This window comes from Pseudomonas sp. A125, assembly GCF_055409485.1.
This window is the reverse complement of the sequence record NZ_JBUZVP010000003.1, coordinates 40,784-56,565: the sequence shown is the minus strand read 5'-3', so window position 1 is coordinate 56,565 and position 15,782 is coordinate 40,784. Positions and strand designations below refer to the sequence as shown.

General features: G+C 59.3%; 12 protein-coding genes and 1 tRNA gene. 11 read left to right on the top strand and 2 right to left on the bottom strand.

The window, feature by feature from the left end:
* Window positions 1–73: 73 nt before the first annotated feature.
* Window positions 74–1,150, bottom strand: coding sequence for a 3-deoxy-7-phosphoheptulonate synthase (locus tag ACZRN6_RS05340; protein WP_322144565.1), 1,077 nt, complete (start codon window positions 1,148–1,150; stop codon window positions 74–76).
* Window positions 1,151–1,768: 618 nt separating this feature from the next.
* Here ACZRN6_RS05340 and ACZRN6_RS05335 point away from each other — a divergent pair.
* Both ACZRN6_RS05335 and ACZRN6_RS05330 read left to right on the top strand, forming a co-directional pair.
* Entirely contained in the window at window positions 1,769–2,521 is a 753-nt protein-coding gene (locus ACZRN6_RS05335) for a carbon-nitrogen hydrolase family protein (RefSeq protein WP_322144566.1), read from the top strand.
* A gap of 13 nt (window positions 2,522–2,534) precedes the next feature.
* A complete protein-coding gene (locus tag ACZRN6_RS05330; protein ID WP_464007361.1) occupies window positions 2,535–2,969 on the top strand; it encodes a GNAT family N-acetyltransferase in 435 nt (144 codons plus the stop codon).
* A 62-nt stretch (window positions 2,970–3,031) separates the two neighbouring features.
* Here ACZRN6_RS05330 and ACZRN6_RS05325 read toward each other — a convergent pair whose 3' ends face one another.
* A complete protein-coding gene (locus ACZRN6_RS05325; RefSeq protein WP_322144568.1) occupies window positions 3,032–3,271 on the bottom strand; it encodes a DNA-binding protein in 240 nt (79 codons plus the stop codon).
* 81 nt (window positions 3,272–3,352) lie between these two features.
* On the opposite strand from ACZRN6_RS05325, the gene ACZRN6_RS05320 reads away from it, so the two are divergent.
* From ACZRN6_RS05320 to ACZRN6_RS05280, 9 genes are all read left to right on the top strand, one after another.
* Window positions 3,353–3,718 carry a helix-turn-helix domain-containing protein gene (locus ACZRN6_RS05320; protein WP_322144569.1) on the top strand — a complete coding sequence of 122 codons (366 nt, stop codon included), beginning with the start codon at window positions 3,353–3,355 and terminating at the stop codon, window positions 3,716–3,718.
* 151 nt (window positions 3,719–3,869) lie between these two features.
* Entirely contained in the window at window positions 3,870–4,511 is a 642-nt protein-coding gene (gene gacA / locus ACZRN6_RS05315) for a response regulator transcription factor GacA (RefSeq protein ID WP_008436066.1), read from the top strand.
* A gap of 1 nt (window position 4,512) precedes the next feature.
* A complete protein-coding gene (gene uvrC, locus ACZRN6_RS05310) occupies window positions 4,513–6,351 on the top strand; it encodes an excinuclease ABC subunit UvrC (protein WP_464007360.1) in 1,839 nt (612 codons plus the stop codon).
* Between the two features lie 32 nt (window positions 6,352–6,383).
* Window positions 6,384–6,944, top strand: coding sequence for a CDP-diacylglycerol--glycerol-3-phosphate 3-phosphatidyltransferase (pgsA, locus tag ACZRN6_RS05305; RefSeq protein WP_322144570.1), 561 nt, complete (start codon window positions 6,384–6,386; stop codon window positions 6,942–6,944).
* Between the two features lie 63 nt (window positions 6,945–7,007).
* Window positions 7,008–7,083, top strand: a tRNA-Gly gene (locus tag ACZRN6_RS05300).
* A 228-nt stretch (window positions 7,084–7,311) separates the two neighbouring features.
* Window positions 7,312–9,132, top strand: coding sequence for a tyrosine-type recombinase/integrase (locus tag ACZRN6_RS05295; protein WP_200656413.1), 1,821 nt, complete (start codon window positions 7,312–7,314; stop codon window positions 9,130–9,132).
* A 472-nt stretch (window positions 9,133–9,604) separates the two neighbouring features.
* A complete protein-coding gene (locus ACZRN6_RS05290) occupies window positions 9,605–11,815 on the top strand; it encodes a putative bifunctional diguanylate cyclase/phosphodiesterase (protein WP_253402587.1) in 2,211 nt (736 codons plus the stop codon).
* A gap of 163 nt (window positions 11,816–11,978) precedes the next feature.
* Window positions 11,979–14,978, top strand: coding sequence for a xanthine dehydrogenase family protein molybdopterin-binding subunit (locus ACZRN6_RS05285; RefSeq protein ID WP_253402589.1), 3,000 nt, complete (start codon window positions 11,979–11,981; stop codon window positions 14,976–14,978).
* Window positions 14,975–15,781, top strand: coding sequence for an FAD binding domain-containing protein (locus tag ACZRN6_RS05280; RefSeq protein ID WP_464007359.1), 807 nt, complete (start codon window positions 14,975–14,977; stop codon window positions 15,779–15,781). The genes ACZRN6_RS05285 and ACZRN6_RS05280 overlap by 4 nt, the downstream gene beginning before the upstream one ends.
* Window position 15,782: the final 1 nt, after the last annotated feature.

The window sequence follows — 15,782 nt, the reverse complement described above, 5'->3', positions numbered from 1 at the left end:
CATCAGTCGGCCTGTCAGGTAACTGATACACCGCTATCGCAGGCAAGCCAGCTCCCACATTTGATCTTCATTGTCAGGCGGGATTGTGTGCCCGCAACCGCTCGGCAGCACTGCGCAGCAACTGCTCGGTGCCGTCCCAGCCCAGGCAGCCGTCGGTGATCGACACGCCGTATTTCATCGACGGGCCGAGTGGCTGGCAGCCTTCGAACAGGTGGCTCTCGATCATCATGCCGATCAGCGACGTGTCGCCCTGCAAGCGCTGCTCCAGCACATCGTTGAACACCGCCGGTTGGCGCAGCGGGTCTTTGCCGCTGTTGGCGTGGCTGCAATCGACCATGATCCGTGGCGCGACCTTGCTCTTGGCCAGGTCTGCGTGCACCTGCGCCACGCTCTGGCGATCGTAGTTCGGCCCACGGTGGCCGCCGCGCAATACCAGGTGGGTATCGGGGTTGCCCGACGTCTGGATGATCGCCGGATGCCCCTGGCTGTCGACCCCGAAGTGGCGGTGCGGGTGAGCGGCCGAACGCATGGCGTCACAGGCGATGGCCACGCCGCCGTCGGTGCCGTTCTTGAAGCCCACGGGCATGCCGAGGCCGCTGGCCATTTCGCGGTGGATCTGCGATTCGGTGGTGCGCGCGCCAATGGCGACCCAGCTCAACAGGTCATCGAAGTAGCCGGCAGCCATCGGTTGCAGCAGCTCGGTGGCGACCGGCAAGCCCAGGCGCAGCATTTCACGCATCAGTTCCCGGGACAGGCTCAGGCCGGCGGCCATGTCGTCGCTGCCATCCAGTCGCGGGTCGTAGGCCAGGCCTTTCCAACCGATGGTGGTGCGCGGTTTTTCGACGTAGGCGCGGATTACCAGCAGCATCTGGTCACTGACGTCATGGGCCAGTTTTTTCAGATTGCGCGCGTATTCCATGGCCGATTCCGGATCGTGGATCGAGCACGGGCCAACGATCACCAGCAGGCGTGAGTCTTCACCCTTGAGAATGGCGCGTACGGCTTGGCGATGGGCGTGGATCTGTTCGTTGAGGAACGGGCTCAGGGGCAGTTGGTGCTTGAGCTCAAGGGAACTGGGCAAGCGCTGGGTCAGCGCTTCATTGGCGCAGGACAGGCTGGAAACGGGCAGAGCGGCGATGGAGGAGTTCATATTCGGGCTTCCTGGGCAAGCGGCGGGCGGTTCCCGCACGCTCTGCCCTACTGGGGTGTTCGACAATTGGCCGTATTGGCTACGTGTGTTGGCTTGCCACCAATAGGTGACCGATCGGAGGCGGCAGGCTGTCCCGAACGGAGCTTGCTAAATCGCCAGGCGGTGGAGGTGTCGTAGCGGTAATAGGTGGCGTAGTTCATGTCGTGAGTCCTTTAAGTGTTCGGTGTGTGGCAAAAATAATAAGGGCTGAAAAAACAAAACCCCCGGTCGGGGAGCCGACCGGGGGTTAGATTTCTCTGGTAGGCGACCCCTTGAGTAGTGGGCGCCGATTTCAGGTATCAGGCGCGCCAGTGGCTAAACCAATACCCAAAATAAAAGCTTGCCAGTGCGCTCAAACCGCTCACACGGGCAGCCACGACCGAGCGCTGGGCGCTGGCAGCAGGGCAAACCTGAGTGTGGGTGAGTTGCAACATGGCATGTCTCCAAATGATGGGAGGAGCTTAACTGAGGCAAGCGGGAGGATTCAATCAGTAATTTCTATTGCGGTTGGGTACTTACGGCTATGACCCAAGTGTCGATATGCTGAACGGACTTCACAATGATTGCCTGGATGCGACCATGACTGCCTTGACGATTGCTGCTGCCCAATCCATCTCTATCGCGGGTGACGTGCCCGGCAATATCACCCGTCACCTGGCATTCATGGGGATTGCGGCGGAGCACGGTGTGCAGTTGCTGGTGTTTCCGGAGCTTTCCCTGACCGGCTATGAACCGTCACTGGCCGCCGGGCTGGCGATTGTGCCGGGCGATGAGGTGCTGGTGCCGCTGCGGGAGATGGTCCGTGAGCTGCGTATCACCGTCGTGGTAGGCATGCCGATTCGCCTGGCGTTGGCGAGTGAGGTGTTGATCGGCGCGCTGGTGTTGCAGCCGCAGGGCTCGATGGCGGTGTACACCAAGCAGCACCTTCATCCCGGTGAAGAGGCCGCGTTTGCTGCGGGGCAGGGCGGTGCGGCCCTTGAGTGGGGTGATGACCGGATCGCCCTGGCGGTATGTGCAGATTTCTCCCACGCCAGCCATCCACGGCAGGCTGCCGAGGCGGGGGCGAATATCTACGCCGCCGGTGTACTGATCAGCGAAGGCGGCTATGCGCCGGACACTGCCTTGCTCCAGAGCTACGCCGCCGAGCATCAAATGGTGGTGCTGATGGCCAACCACGGCGGCCCGACCGGTGGCTGGACCTGCGCCGGGCGCAGCGCTATCTGGGGTGCTGATGGCGGCTTGATTGCCGCGGCGTCGGGTGTGGGCGAGGCGCTGGTGATTGCACGTCGCGATACGGCTGGCCAGTGGCACGGGGAACAGGTGGCGATTTAGGGAGCGCAGGCACATGGCTTTTCAACTGCAGGCCGCGACCAGCCGTCACTTGGCTTTCGCCCGAACCCTGACCCATCAAGCCATGGGTAACTATTATCGCCAATACGATCTGTGCTGGTCCGATGCCGGGTTTGATTCCGCCTGGGCCGGTCGGGAGAATTGGCTGATCTGTCGCGATGATCAGGTGCTGGGTTTTATCAGCCTCAGTCGAGACCCCAAGGCACTGTATATCCGCGAGTTGCACATCCTTGAAGGGTTTCGCCATCAAGGGGCCGGCAGCTGGATCCTGGAGCAAATGGCGCTGAAGGCGCGCGCGGAAGGGTTGGGTCTTCTGCGGTTGACCGTGTTCAAGACCAACCCGGCAAGACGACTCTATCAGCGCAAGGGCTTGAGTATCGTGGGCGAGGAAGATTGCTTCTGGCGGATGGAGCTTGAATGTTGCCAGTGATCGGATGCAGCCAGGTAATTTGAGGAAAACAGGCACTCGGTTTTAATAAGTGCATACTGACTTCAAGAGGTGAGCTCAGGACCTTGCCTAACGGTTCCATCATCATCAGTAATGATGCCTTCCTTCATGCCCAACAGGACCGCCACCTTGTGGGCTTCTCCACGTCGTCCCTTTTTGCGCCCAGCGAGCACTTGATAAGTGGTTGCCGGGTCCACGCCGTGTTCCCGGGCGAACGCTTGAACAGACTTGCCTTGATGTTCCAGCCAGGCCTTGGCTTGTGCAGCAGTGCGAATACCAGGCATAGTTCAAAACCGTTCAAGTTTGTGTAAAACGAGATGAGTGTGTCACCTCTAGGGGTGTGCCAAATAGGATCATACATCCAAATGAGTGGAATCGGTTCCCGGTTAAGGCAAGAACGAGAGCGACTTGGCCTGTCGCAGAAAAATTTCGGTGAAATAGGAGGAGTAGAGGCGAACGCGCAGGGTAAATATGAAAGTGGTGGTCGCGCGCCAAAGGCCGATTACTTGTCACGGGTGGCAGAAAGAGGTGTCGATATCTTGTACGTGTTGACCGGTATTGCGACGCCGACGCAGCTGGAAAACCTCAGCCAGATCGAAGAGAAGGTTCTGGGAAATTACCGTGCAATGTTTAAAGAAGACCAGGATGCGATTCATCGCCTCACCTCCACCCTGGCAGAGCATTCGGCCTTGAGTAATGGAAGAAACAGGTCTCCAACCCAGGATTCCTGACCTTTTACCCAGGAAACTGAGCCTGTTGCCACTCGGCAAGGGCTCGTTGTGCATTGAAACTCTATATATATGACGCTTGCAGCTAGGTCTGCGCCGTGGTTTTTTGCTAAGGTGTTCAGCAACCTATAAGACCATATCGCGAGGTGTCTGCTTGATTAGGGTGCTAGTAGTCGATGACCATGATCTCGTTCGTACAGGCATTACACGAATGCTGGCTGACATCGATGGCCTGCAAGTAGTCGGCCAGGCCGAATCAGGGGAGGAATCCCTGATCAAGGCCCGGGAGTTGAAGCCCGATGTGGTTTTGATGGACGTCAAGATGCCCGGGATCGGCGGTCTTGGCGCCACTACCAAGTTGTTGCGCAGCCATCCGGATATCAAAGTCGTGGTAGTGACCGTATGTGAGGAAGATCCGTTTCCTACACGGCTGCTACAAGCGGGCGCTGCAGGCTATCTGACAAAAGGCGCGGGCCTGGCGGAAATGGTCCAGGCCATTCGGCTGGTGTTTGCCGGCCAACGCTACATCAGCCCGCAGATTGCGCAGCAATTGGCGATCAAGTCGTTCCAGCCCACCAGCGACTCGCCGTTCGATGCGCTGTCGGAGCGGGAAATCCAGATCGCCTTGATGATTGTCGGCTGCCAGAAGGTCCAGTCGATCTCCGATAAACTGTGCCTGTCGCCGAAAACCGTGAACACCTACCGTTATCGGATTTTCGAAAAGCTGTCCATCAGCAGTGATGTTGAACTGACCCTGCTGGCGGTACGCCACGGCATGGTAGACGCCAGCGCCTGAAATGACAGCCTCTGAAATAACAGTCCCGTTCGATCCGAGTGCGTTTCTTGCAACCTGCAGCGGCCGTCCCGGCGTGTATCGCATGTTCGACAGCGAAGCGCGCCTGCTCTACGTTGGTAAAGCCAAGAACCTGAAAAGCCGCTTGGCGAGTTACTTTCGCAAGTCTGGCCTGGCGCCGAAAACCGCCGCTCTGGTGGCGCGTATCGCCCAGGTGGAAACCACCATCACCGCCAATGAAACCGAGGCGCTGCTGCTTGAGCAGACGCTGATCAAGGAATGGCGGCCGCCCTACAACATCCTGCTGCGTGACGATAAGTCCTACCCGTACGTGTTTCTCTCGGACGGCGACTTCCCGCGCCTGAGCATCCATCGGGGTGCCAAGAAGCAAAAGGGCAAGTATTTCGGGCCTTACCCCAGCGCTGGTGCGATCCGCGAGAGCCTGAGCCTGCTGCAAAAGGCGTTTTTCGTTCGCCAATGCGAAGACAGCTTCTACAAGAACCGCAACCGCCCGTGCCTGCAATACCAGATCAAGCGCTGCAAGGCGCCGTGCGTGGGCCTGGTTGAGCCTGCGGAATACGCCGAAGACGTGCGCCACTCGGTGATGTTCCTCGAAGGCCGCAGCAATGCCCTGGCCGATGAGTTGTCCGGCGCCATGGAACACGCGGCCAGCACCCTGGACTTTGAGCGTGCTGCCGAGCTGCGCGACCAGATCTCCCTGCTGCGCCGTGTCCAGGACCAGCAAAGCATGGAAGGCGGCACCGGCGACGTCGACGTCATCGCCGCCTTCGTCAACCCGGGCGGCGCCTGTGTGCACCTGATCAGCGTGCGCGGCGGCCGGGTGCTGGGCAGCAAGAACTTCTTCCCCCAGACCGGCATAGAAGAGGAGGTCGCCGAAGTCATGGCGGCGTTCCTTGGCCAGTATTACGTCAGCAGCCCCGAGCGCGACCTGCCGAGCGAACTGATCGTCAACGTGGTGCACGAAGACTTCCCGGCATTGATCGAAGCGATTCACACACTGCGCGGCCGCGAACTGGACATCAGCCATCGCGTGCGTGGCACCCGTGCCCGCTGGCAGCAACTGGCCGTGACCAACGCCGAACAAGCCCTGGGCGCACGCTTGGCCAACCGCCAGCACGTCGCTGCGCGGTTTGACGCCTTGGCCGAAGTGCTCAACCTCGACGAACCGCCCCAGCGCCTGGAGTGCTACGACATCAGCCACTCCAGCGGCGAGGCTACGGTGGCTTCCTGCGTGGTGTTCGGGCCGGAAGGGCCGATCAAGTCCGATTACCGGCGCTACAACATCGAAGGGGTCACCCCGGGCGATGACTACGCCGCCATGCACCAGGCCCTGACCCGGCGCTTCAGCAAACTGAAGGACGGCGAGGGCAAGCTGCCGGATATCCTGCTGGTGGACGGCGGCAAGGGCCAGCTGTCCATGGCGCGCGACGTGCTCAACGAACTGGCCGTGCCCGACCTGATCCTGCTTGGCGTGGCCAAGGGTGCCACCCGCAAGGCCGGTTTTGAAACCTTGTACTTGAATGATGCAGCCCATGAGTTCACCTTGAAGGGCGACTCCCCGGCGCTGCACCTTATCCAGCAGATCCGCGACGAAGCCCACCGTTTTGCCATCACCGGCCACCGCGCCCGACGTGGCAAAACCCGGCGCACTTCAACCCTGGAAGGGGTGGCGGGGGTCGGGCCGACGCGGCGGCGAGACTTGTTAAAACATTTTGGTGGCTTGCAGGAGCTGTCCCGTGCCAGCATTGAAGAAATAGCCAAGGCCCCCGGTATCAGTAAAAAGCTCGCAGAGTTGATTTATGCAAATCTGCACAGCGAGTAGAATGCCTTCTCACCTCGTAGCCAGTTGTGCCGATGAATATCCCTAATCTGATCACCGTTCTACGCGTCCTGCTCATTCCGATTTTCATTTTGCTGTTTTACCTGCCGTACGAATGGAGCTATATGGCATCCAGTTCGGTCTTCGCTTTTGCGGCCGCCACCGACTGGCTGGACGGCTACCTGGCCCGCCGCCTGGAGCAGAGCACGCCGTTTGGCGCGTTCCTGGACCCGGTGGCCGACAAGCTGATGGTAGCGGTGGCCCTGGTGCTGCTGGTACAGGAACACGGCAACCTCTGGCTGACCTTGCCGGCGGCAGTGATCATCGGTCGCGAGATCGTCGTCTCGGCCCTGCGGGAGTGGATGGCTGAAATCGGCGCCCGTGCCCACGTTGCCGTGTCCAACATGGGCAAATGGAAAACCGCCGCGCAGATGCTTGCCCTGGTAATCCTGCTGGCCAATCCGTCGGACTTCTCCTTCTGGGTATTGATCGGCTACGCGCTGCTGCTGATCGCGGCGGGGCTGACCTTGTGGTCGATGCTGCAATATCTGCGCGCCGCCTGGCCGCATCTGCGCACCACCGTTGAAAAGAAATAAAACTATTTTGAATCAAGGGGTTGACGGGTGATGAGGATTCTATAGAATGCGCATCACCAAGACGCGGGAATAGCTCAGTTGGTAGAGCACGACCTTGCCAAGGTCGGGGTCGCGAGTTCGAGTCTCGTTTCCCGCTCCAAATTATGATCTACAGAGTTCCATTGAAGTCTGTAAGTCATTGAAATCAGGACCTTTGGGTCCTTTTTTCGTTCCAGTGAAATCTGCTGAAAACCACCGCCAGCAAGTCTTTTTAAGTCCATTTTTGAGTCCAGAGTAAAAACGGCGGGGTTGACATCGGTTTTTTGCTGGAGGAGCGCACGCGGCGAGCGAAACATCAGGTCCTGACCTTACGTTCAGGAGCTCGATCATGGCGCTTTCAGACCTCACTATCCGGCAAGCCAAAGCCACTGGTAGCCACTACACCATCAACGATATCGATGGCCTGTCCCTCGCGGTTTCCGGTGTGGGCGGTAAGTCCTGGCACTTTCGCTACTACTGGGCCGACAAGCAAAAGCGGATGTCTCTTGGAACCTATCCAGAGGTGAGCTTGCGGGAGGCTCGTGCACTACGCGATGGTGCACGTGTGCTTCTCAGCAAGGGCGTGAACCCGCGGCTTGATCGCAAGCAGAAACGTCAAGCCGTCCAGCTTGCCGATCAGAACACCTTCAAAATCGTGTATGAAAAATGGCTCGATCATCGATGCCTGGTGCTCAAGGAAGGGCGTCAGAGCACCCTGTCGCAGATTCGTCGCGTCTTTACCAAGGATGTTCTGCCGATGATCGGCCGCAGGTCCATCTACGAGCTGCAGCGCCCCGACCTTCTTGATGTTGTCGCACAGATTGAGCGTCGAGGCGCACTGACGGCGGCGGAGAAGGTCCGCACCTGGTTTCGCCAGCTGTTCCGCTATGCGCTCGTCGTTGTGCCAGGCCTGCAGCAGAATCCTGCGTTTGATCTGGATGTGGTAGCGCTGCCTCAGCCGCCCGTTCGCCACAATCCGTTTCTTCGGATGGAAGAATTGCCGGGCATGCTGCAGCAGTTGCGCAACTACCCGGGTCGGCTGCAGACGCAGTTGGGACTTCGGCTTCTGCTGTTGACCGGCGTGCGTACGGGGGAGCTCCGACTCGCCACGCCGGATCAGTTTGATCTGGCGGCGGCTCTGTGGATCATCCCGCCGGAGGTAGTGAAGCAGCTGCAGCTTGGGATGCGTAAGGCTGGCAAGCGCGCTAGTGATATTCCTCCCTACATCGTTCCGCTGTCTGAACAGGCCTTGGAGGTGGTGCGTTACCTCCTGGATCATCTGAGGCCGGCACAGCGGTATCTATTGGCGCACAACAGCAATCTCACCAAGCGCATCAGTGAGAACACCCTGAACGCCGCGCTGAAGCGGATTGGCTATGCGGATCAGCTAACGGGGCATGGCATTCGTGGAACCCTATCGACGGCGCTGAACGAAATTGGGTATCCGAAGATTTGGGTGGATGCGCAGTTGTCACACGCGGACCCAAACAAGGTTAGCGCTGCCTACAATCACGCCGAGTATGTGGGCCAACGGCGGCGCATGATGCAGGATTGGGCTGATCGGCTCGATCTGTTCGAGCAGAATCAGTTTGAGGTCGCGAGCAGGCATCTGACGGTTCGAATCGAGGCGGTACCGCGGACTGCTGGAGGAGAGGGCAATCTCGCCTCGGCAGCAGAAGCTGGAGATATGCTCGTGCCGGCCAAATTCGGGGCCGCTCCCATGCCGAAACCGGTTGCGGAGAAACAACGTATCTCGGCTATCACAGGGCCAATGGCGAGCAATCTCAGTACGATTTCGGATCAACGAGAGAAGCTTAAGATCTACAACTCACCACACAATTTGCCGGCCGAAGTTTTCGCTAAGCTATCGGGCAGGTCGCGCCGCTGGATCAGCTACGAGATCAAAGCGAAAAGGGTGTTGGCACTGGCTTTTGGTAATCTTGGCCACCGGATTCCCGACTGGCACTTGGATCCCACCAAGCATATGCTCGTGCAAAAGGTCTTGAGCGAATTTCCGGAGGCTGATGCGTGGGAGTTGTACAAGGCTCTAACGCGCTCGGAGGTTGCTCTCGACGGGCAGTCAGCTGTCAGTGTGGTGACCGCAGCGACTATCAGCTCAGTGTTTGCAGTCCTCTCTCAAAGCCTAGGAGAATCGCCAGGTCTGCATTAGAGGAACCAGGTCGCTCGACCCCATGTATGGGATGCTAGGGGTCGAGTGTTCGAATCGCTCCGTCCCGACCATATAATTCAAGGGGTTGCGAGATTTTATCTCGCGACCCCTTTTTATTTCCTGGCGTTTTTACCCCCACGAAACGACCGGCTCTGAGTGGAATTCTCACTGCTTTCCGAGTGAGCTGAAATCACATCGAAATGGCCGAACACCATGACCATTCACCGGAGCCCGATTCACTTGAGCTCGCGTCGGACGACGTTGGCCGAGAAATTTTGCCGCGACTCGAGGAAAGCGAAGTCAGTTAAACGGCGGCAATCTGATACTGTTTTTTATGTTGGATCTGAGCCTTTTATAAGTTAACCGGTGCTCTATAGAGTGCGCGTCCGACGCACTAGTGGACAGTGATCGGCCGCCCACTATTTCGGGCTCTCTGAAGACCGGACGACCTCGAGAGTCTTCAGGAATCACCATGAATACTCGTCCGAGCTTTCACAGCAAGACCTTCCCCGAGTCGCAACGTGACATTCTCGGTATGATCGCGACCGATCATCATCTAGGCGACATACTCTGCGCCATCTGCCAGATGCTTGATGATCAAGCCCCCGAAACTTTCTGCTCGATACTGCTCACTGATGCCGAGGGCAAACGCTTGCTGAGCGGCGCGGCTCCCGGCCTGCCGGTCGAATACAGTGACGCGATTCATGGAATGGCCATTGGTCCGCACGAAGGAACCTGTGGCACCGCAGCGTTCCGGCGCGAGCTTGTGGTCACCGAAGACATCGCCCGGGATCCAAATTGGGAACGTTTCCGCAGCCTGGCGCTGGGGCATAACCTGCGGTCCTGCTGGTCGGTGCCGTTGCTCTCCCATCAAGGAAACGTATTGGGTACATTTGCCCTGTACCAGAACCGCGCCCATGCACCGGACGAGGCGCAGATTCAACGACTAGTCATTGCAGCCCAACTGGCAGTCATTGCGATCCGCCATGAGCGTGACGGCCAACGTCTGGAGGAAAGCGAACAACGCTTTCGTTCATTGTTCACCTACAACCCCAACCCGGTGTTCGCCCTCGATCTGGCCGGCAACATCCAGAGTGTGAATCCGGCAGGCCTGAAGCTGAAACCGCACACTGCAAACCATTTCATTGGTCATCACTTTTCCCATCTGGTGCTCGAAGAAGACCTGGAGCGGGTCAGTCAGCATTTTTCCGCGGCCCGCGCCGGAGCGCCTCAGCGCTTCGAGGCACGGGTTCGCGACGAAAGTGAAAAACTGTTGACCATGGACATCTCTAACCTGCCGATCATGGTCAACGGAGAGATCGTCGGGGTATTTGGCATTGCCCGGGACATCAGCGAGCAGAAGCATTTCGAGCGCCAATTGAGCTTCAACGCCAGCCATGACCGGCTGACTGGTTTGCTTAACCGTGTTTCGCTTGAAGACCGGCTTATTCTGGATTGTCACATCAGTCGTCGGCGTAAGCGCCGTCTGGCGGTGATGTGCATTGATCTGGATGGATTCAAATCCATCAACGATTCGATCGGGCACTACTTCGGCGATCAGGTGCTGATTGAGGTGGCGCAGCGTATGACCCAGCAGGTTCGTCCCGGAGATACCATCGTGCGCATGGGCGGTGACGAATTTATCGTTCTGCTGCCGGACCTGCTTCGTGATGAGGACGTTGTTCCGGTGGTCGAGCGATTGATGGCCGGCATTGCCAGACCTTACTGCATCCAGGGCATGGACCTGCACGTGAGTGCAAGTGTCGGTATCACTCTGAGCGATGGTCACATCGAGCAACCGATGCAACTGATCCAGCAGGCTGACATGGCCATGTACAAAGCCAAGCAGCAAGGGCGCAACAACTTTCAGTGGTACACCAGCGATCTTAATCAGCGTGTTTGCGAGCACGCGAGCCTGCGTAATGACCTGCAAAAGGCTATCGAAACTCAGTCGTTGCAGCTGCATTACCAACCACAGATAGACTCGCGCACGGGTCGGGTGGTCGGGATCGAAGCGTTGCTGCGCTGGGAGCATCCGGAAAAAGGATTTATCTCACCAGCGGTGTTTGTGCCGGTGGCAGAGGACAGTGGTCAGATCATCCCGCTAAGCCTTTGGGTACTCGATACGGCCTGCGCGCAGCTGCGCGAGCTAGGCGAGCAGGGCATCACCGGCATCTCAATGGCGGTGAATATTTCACCGCTGCATTTTCAGCGTGGCCAGTTCGTCCAGTGTGTCCAGGCCACCCTGGAGAAACATGGTCTGCGTGGTGAGCAGTTGGAGCTGGAGATCACCGAGTCGCTGCTGTTGCATAACGCTGAACAGGCGATCGACACGTTGCGCCGGCTCAAGGCGTTGGGGGTGCGCATCGCGCTCGATGATTTCGGTACCGGTTTTTCCAGCCTCAGCTACCTCAAGCGTTTGCCCATCGACAAGATCAAGATTGACCGCTCGTTCATCCAGGAAATCGCCACGGACCATCACGATGCAGCGATCACCCAAGGCATTATTTCCATGGCCCATCACCTCAGCCTGACGGTGGTTGCCGAAGGCGTGGAAACGGCGTCCCAGGTGGATTTCCTGAAGGGCAGTCGCTGCGATATATTCCAGGGGTATTACTTTGCCAAACCGATGCCCGATGCAGAAATCGAAGCGTTCCTGAGCCATCCCGCGTCCCATCCCTGACCGGCAATTCTGTCGGGTCCCAGTCCTGAAAATCAGACGCTAAGGCAAATTTCCAGACTCCAACGCAGAACTCCCTCTCCCCAGGCAAGGCGCTCCCTGCGCCTTTCTCACACACTCGGCTCTAACGCTATCGCGCTGCACAACAACAAGAGCCGCGAAAAAAATGACCAGTTTCCAACCTGCTACCGAAAGCCAGACCGGCCACATCGGCGCCCGCCAGACCCGTGTCGAGGACGCCGCATTGTTGCGCGGCCTCGGCTGCTATGCCGATGACGCTGCGATTCCTCCTGGAACGCTACACGCGGCGATCATCCGTTCCCCCCACGCTCATGCACGGATCACCGCGGTGGACTTTTCCAGTGCTCTGCTGATGAAAGGCGTGCACGGCGTGCTGGTCGGCGAAGACGTCAAACGCTGGGCGCTGCCGTTTCCGGTGGGTGTGCGTCAGCCGATGGAGCACTGGTGCGTCGCCGTCGACAAGGTCCGTTACGTCGGAGAGCCGGTGGCCGTGGTGATCGCCGAGAGCCGCTATCTGGCCGAGGACGCTATCGAAGGGGTGCGCGTTGAATACGAGCCGCTGCCCCCGATCATCGATCCCGAACTGGCCACCGCCGAACAGGCGCCGATCCTGCACGAAGCAGTCGGCAGCAACGTGGTCAACGAACGGCGCTTTCGTTATGGCGAGCCGGAGCAGGCCTTCGAGCAGGCGCCGCACAAGGTCTCGCTCAAAGTGAAGTTTCCGCGCAGTTCCTGCACACCCATTGAATGCTATGTGGTGTTGGCTCAGTACGAGCGCGCCACCGGCATTTATGACGTGCTTGCCAATTTCCAGGGCCCCTATGCATTACACACGGTCATGGCCCGGGCACTGAATGTGCCTGGCAACCGCTTGCGTTTGCGCACACCGAAAGATTCCGGTGGCAGCTTTGGGATCAAGCAAGGGGTTTTCCCTTACGTGGTAATGATGGGGCTGGCGTCACGCAAGGTCGGTGCACCGGTGAAGTGGGTCGAGGACCGTCTGGAACATCTTCAGGGGGCTTCTTCGGCGACCAATCGGGTGACCGAAATTGAAGCGGCGGTAGAAGCAGACGGGCGCATCACAGCTTTGCGTTATGACCAGATCGACGATTGTGGTGCCTACCTGAGAGCGCCTGAACCGGCGACTTTCTACCGCATGCACGGCAACCTTACGGGTGCCTATGCGATCCGCAATCTGCAAGTGCGCAACCGAGTGGTGCTGACCAACAAAACCCCTTCCGGCCTGAACCGTGGTTTCGGTGGCCCGCAGGTGTATTTCGCCCTGGAGCGGCTGCTGCAACATATCGCCGTGCAGTTGAAGCTTGATCCGTTGGACGTGATTCGCCGCAACCTGGTGCCGGCCGATGCCTTCCCATATCGCGCGGCCGCCGGTGCGTTGCTCGATTCCGGCAATTACCAGGCAGGCATTGCCTTGGCGGCGGCTGACGGTGGACTCGACGAGTTGCTCAAACGTCGTGATCAGGCGCGGGCCGAAGGCCGAATCTATGGCATTGGCTATGCCGCCGTCATTGAACCCTCGATTTCCAACATGGGTTACATCACCACCGCGATGACACCCGAAGAGCGGCGCAAGGCCGGTCCGAAAAACGGCGCTGTCGCCACCGCAACCATCAACGTCGGCCCGTTGGGTGACGTCAGTGTGCATGTGTCCTCGGCACCGCAAGGGCAGGGCCATCAAACCACTGTCGCTCAAGTCGTCGCCGAAGTGCTTGGGGTTGCGCTGGAATCCATTGTGGTCAACGTCGAGCTCGATACCCAGAAGGACGCTTGGTCGATTGCCTCGGGCAACTATTCCAGCCGCTTCGCCGGTGCTGTAGCCGGTGCCGTCTATAAGGCCGCGCTGAAGATTCGCGATCGTCTCGCCGCGATTGCTGCCGAGCAATTGCAGGCCAGTCCCGAAGATATTCGTTTCGCGGGCGGCAAGATTTTTGTAGTCAATGGCGGGGCGGTTGCGCCATTTCATCGGATCGCCGGTGCGACCCACTGGTCGCCGGGCCTGCTGCCGGAAGGGGAAAACGGCGGTCTGCGTGAAACCGCCTTCTGGAGCCCGCCGCAATTGGAGGCACCGGACGACAAGGATCAGGTCAACAGCTCGCTGTGCTACGGCTTTGTCTTCGACATCTGCGGTCTGGAAATCGACCGCATGACCGGCGAGATCCACATCGATCGCTACGTCACCTGTCATGACGCCGGCCGCCTGCTCAACCCGGCGCTGGTCGATGGCCAGATTCGTGGCGGCTTCACCCAAGGGCTCGGCGCGGCGCTGATGGAAGAGTTCGCCTACGGCGAGGACGGTAGTTTCCTCAGCGGGACCTTCGCTGATTATCTGGTGCCGACCGCACCGGAAGTGATCGAACCGATGATCCTGCACATGGAAACGCCATCGCCCTTCACCCCTTTGGGCGCCAAGGGGGTGGGCGAGGGCAACAATATGAGCACGCCGGTGTGCGTTGCCAACGCGGTGGCCGATGCCCTAGGTCGCTCGGACATCCGTCTGCCACTGACGCCATCGAAAGTACGCACGCTTATCGGCATAGACGAGCCGCCACGGCCCGCCGGTATGGAAGCCGATGACAACCTCGACGCAGCACCTGCCGGTGGACCGGCACTGCGGGCCAACGACTCGGTGGTGATTCCTGCTTCGCCGCAACAGGTCTTCGACACCTTGCTCGACCCGCAGACGCTGGCGGCGATCATTCCCGGTTGTCACGACCTCGTGCTTGAAGGCGAGAACCGTTACCGCGCAGACGTCACCGTCGGCGTCGGCATGATCCGTGCGCGCTTCGAGGCCAAGGTTGCCCTGAGTGATCTGGACCCTCCGCATTCATTGCGTCTGTCCGGTTCCGGCAGCAGCTCGATGGGTTCGGCCCAGGGCCAGGCCAAAGTGCGTTTCGTCGAACTGGAAAATGGCCACACACGTCTGGAATACCAATACCAGGTGGCGGTCAGCGGCAAAGTCGCCGCGGTCGGCGGCCGTATGTTGCAAGGGGCCTCGAAAGTGATCATCGGACAAATATTTACTCGCCTGTCGCAACGGGTCAGCGGCCAGGCCATCTCCACCGGCTGGTGGGCGCGCCTGCGTGCCTCGCTCGGCGCGCTGTTTGGCAAAGGAGGTGCGCAATGAAACCGGCTGCTTTCGATTACGTTCGAGCTGACACCCGTCGTCAGGTGGTTGAGTTGCTCGCCGAGTACGGTCAGGAAGCTCGCATCATCGCCGGTGGCCAATCGCTGATGGCGGTGCTGAACATGCGCCTGGCTCAACCCAGGTTGCTGATCGATATCAATCATGTGGCTGACCTGGCCTATATCGAACTGCGCAAGGATTGCCTGGCGGTAGGTGCCGGGGTACGCCAGGCGCAGTTGCTGGCGCGTTCGACCCTGATGGACGAGGTGCCTTTATTGGCACTGGCGATGCCCTGGATCGGCCACTTCCAGACGCGTAATCGCGGCACGGTCTGCGGTTCGGTGGCTCATGCCGACCCGAGCGCCGAGCTGCCGCTGTGCCTGGTGACGCTGGGCGGCGAGATCGTTCTCGAGTCGAAAAAAGGCAAGCGCATCGTCAAGGCTGCCGACTTCTTCCAAGGCATTCTCACCACCGACAAGCGTGCAAATGAACTGGTCGTCGAAGTGCGTTTTCCGCTCAAGCGTGAAGGCATCACCTATCGCTTCCGCGAAATCGCCATGCGCCACGGCGACTTTGCAATTGTCTCCCTGGCCGCGGCCATCGGCGCGGACCAGGTCGAACTCGGCATCGGCGGGGTCGCCGACCGTCCGCAACGTCGCAGCCTGCCACGGGGTGCGGCGCTGCCGGACGCGCTCAATCAAACCGCCTGGTCGCTCGATGCACAAGACGACGTGCACGCCAGCGCCGCCTATCGCCGCCAACTGATTCGCGAGCTGGGTCATCAGCTGATCGAAGGAGCCTGAA

Excerpts from the sequence above, each read along its gene's own strand:
- ACZRN6_RS05340 (WP_322144565.1), bottom strand. The coding sequence starts at position 1,150 with ATGAACTCCTCCATCGCCGCTCTGCCCGTTTCCAGCCTGTCCTGCGCC.
- ACZRN6_RS05335 (WP_322144566.1), top strand. The coding sequence starts at position 1,769 with ATGACTGCCTTGACGATTGCTGCTGCCCAATCCATCTCTATCGCGGGT.
- ACZRN6_RS05330 (WP_464007361.1), top strand. The coding sequence starts at position 2,535 with ATGGCTTTTCAACTGCAGGCCGCGACCAGCCGTCACTTGGCTTTCGCC.
- ACZRN6_RS05325 (WP_322144568.1), bottom strand. The coding sequence starts at position 3,271 with ATGCCTGGTATTCGCACTGCTGCACAAGCCAAGGCCTGGCTGGAACAT.
- ACZRN6_RS05320 (WP_322144569.1), top strand. The coding sequence starts at position 3,353 with ATGAGTGGAATCGGTTCCCGGTTAAGGCAAGAACGAGAGCGACTTGGC.
- uvrC (WP_464007360.1), top strand. The coding sequence starts at position 4,513 with ATGACAGCCTCTGAAATAACAGTCCCGTTCGATCCGAGTGCGTTTCTT.
- pgsA (WP_322144570.1), top strand. The coding sequence starts at position 6,384 with ATGAATATCCCTAATCTGATCACCGTTCTACGCGTCCTGCTCATTCCG.
- ACZRN6_RS05295 (WP_200656413.1), top strand. The coding sequence starts at position 7,312 with ATGGCGCTTTCAGACCTCACTATCCGGCAAGCCAAAGCCACTGGTAGC.
- ACZRN6_RS05290 (WP_253402587.1), top strand. The coding sequence starts at position 9,605 with ATGAATACTCGTCCGAGCTTTCACAGCAAGACCTTCCCCGAGTCGCAA.
- ACZRN6_RS05285 (WP_253402589.1), top strand. The coding sequence starts at position 11,979 with ATGACCAGTTTCCAACCTGCTACCGAAAGCCAGACCGGCCACATCGGC.
- ACZRN6_RS05280 (WP_464007359.1), top strand. The coding sequence starts at position 14,975 with ATGAAACCGGCTGCTTTCGATTACGTTCGAGCTGACACCCGTCGTCAG.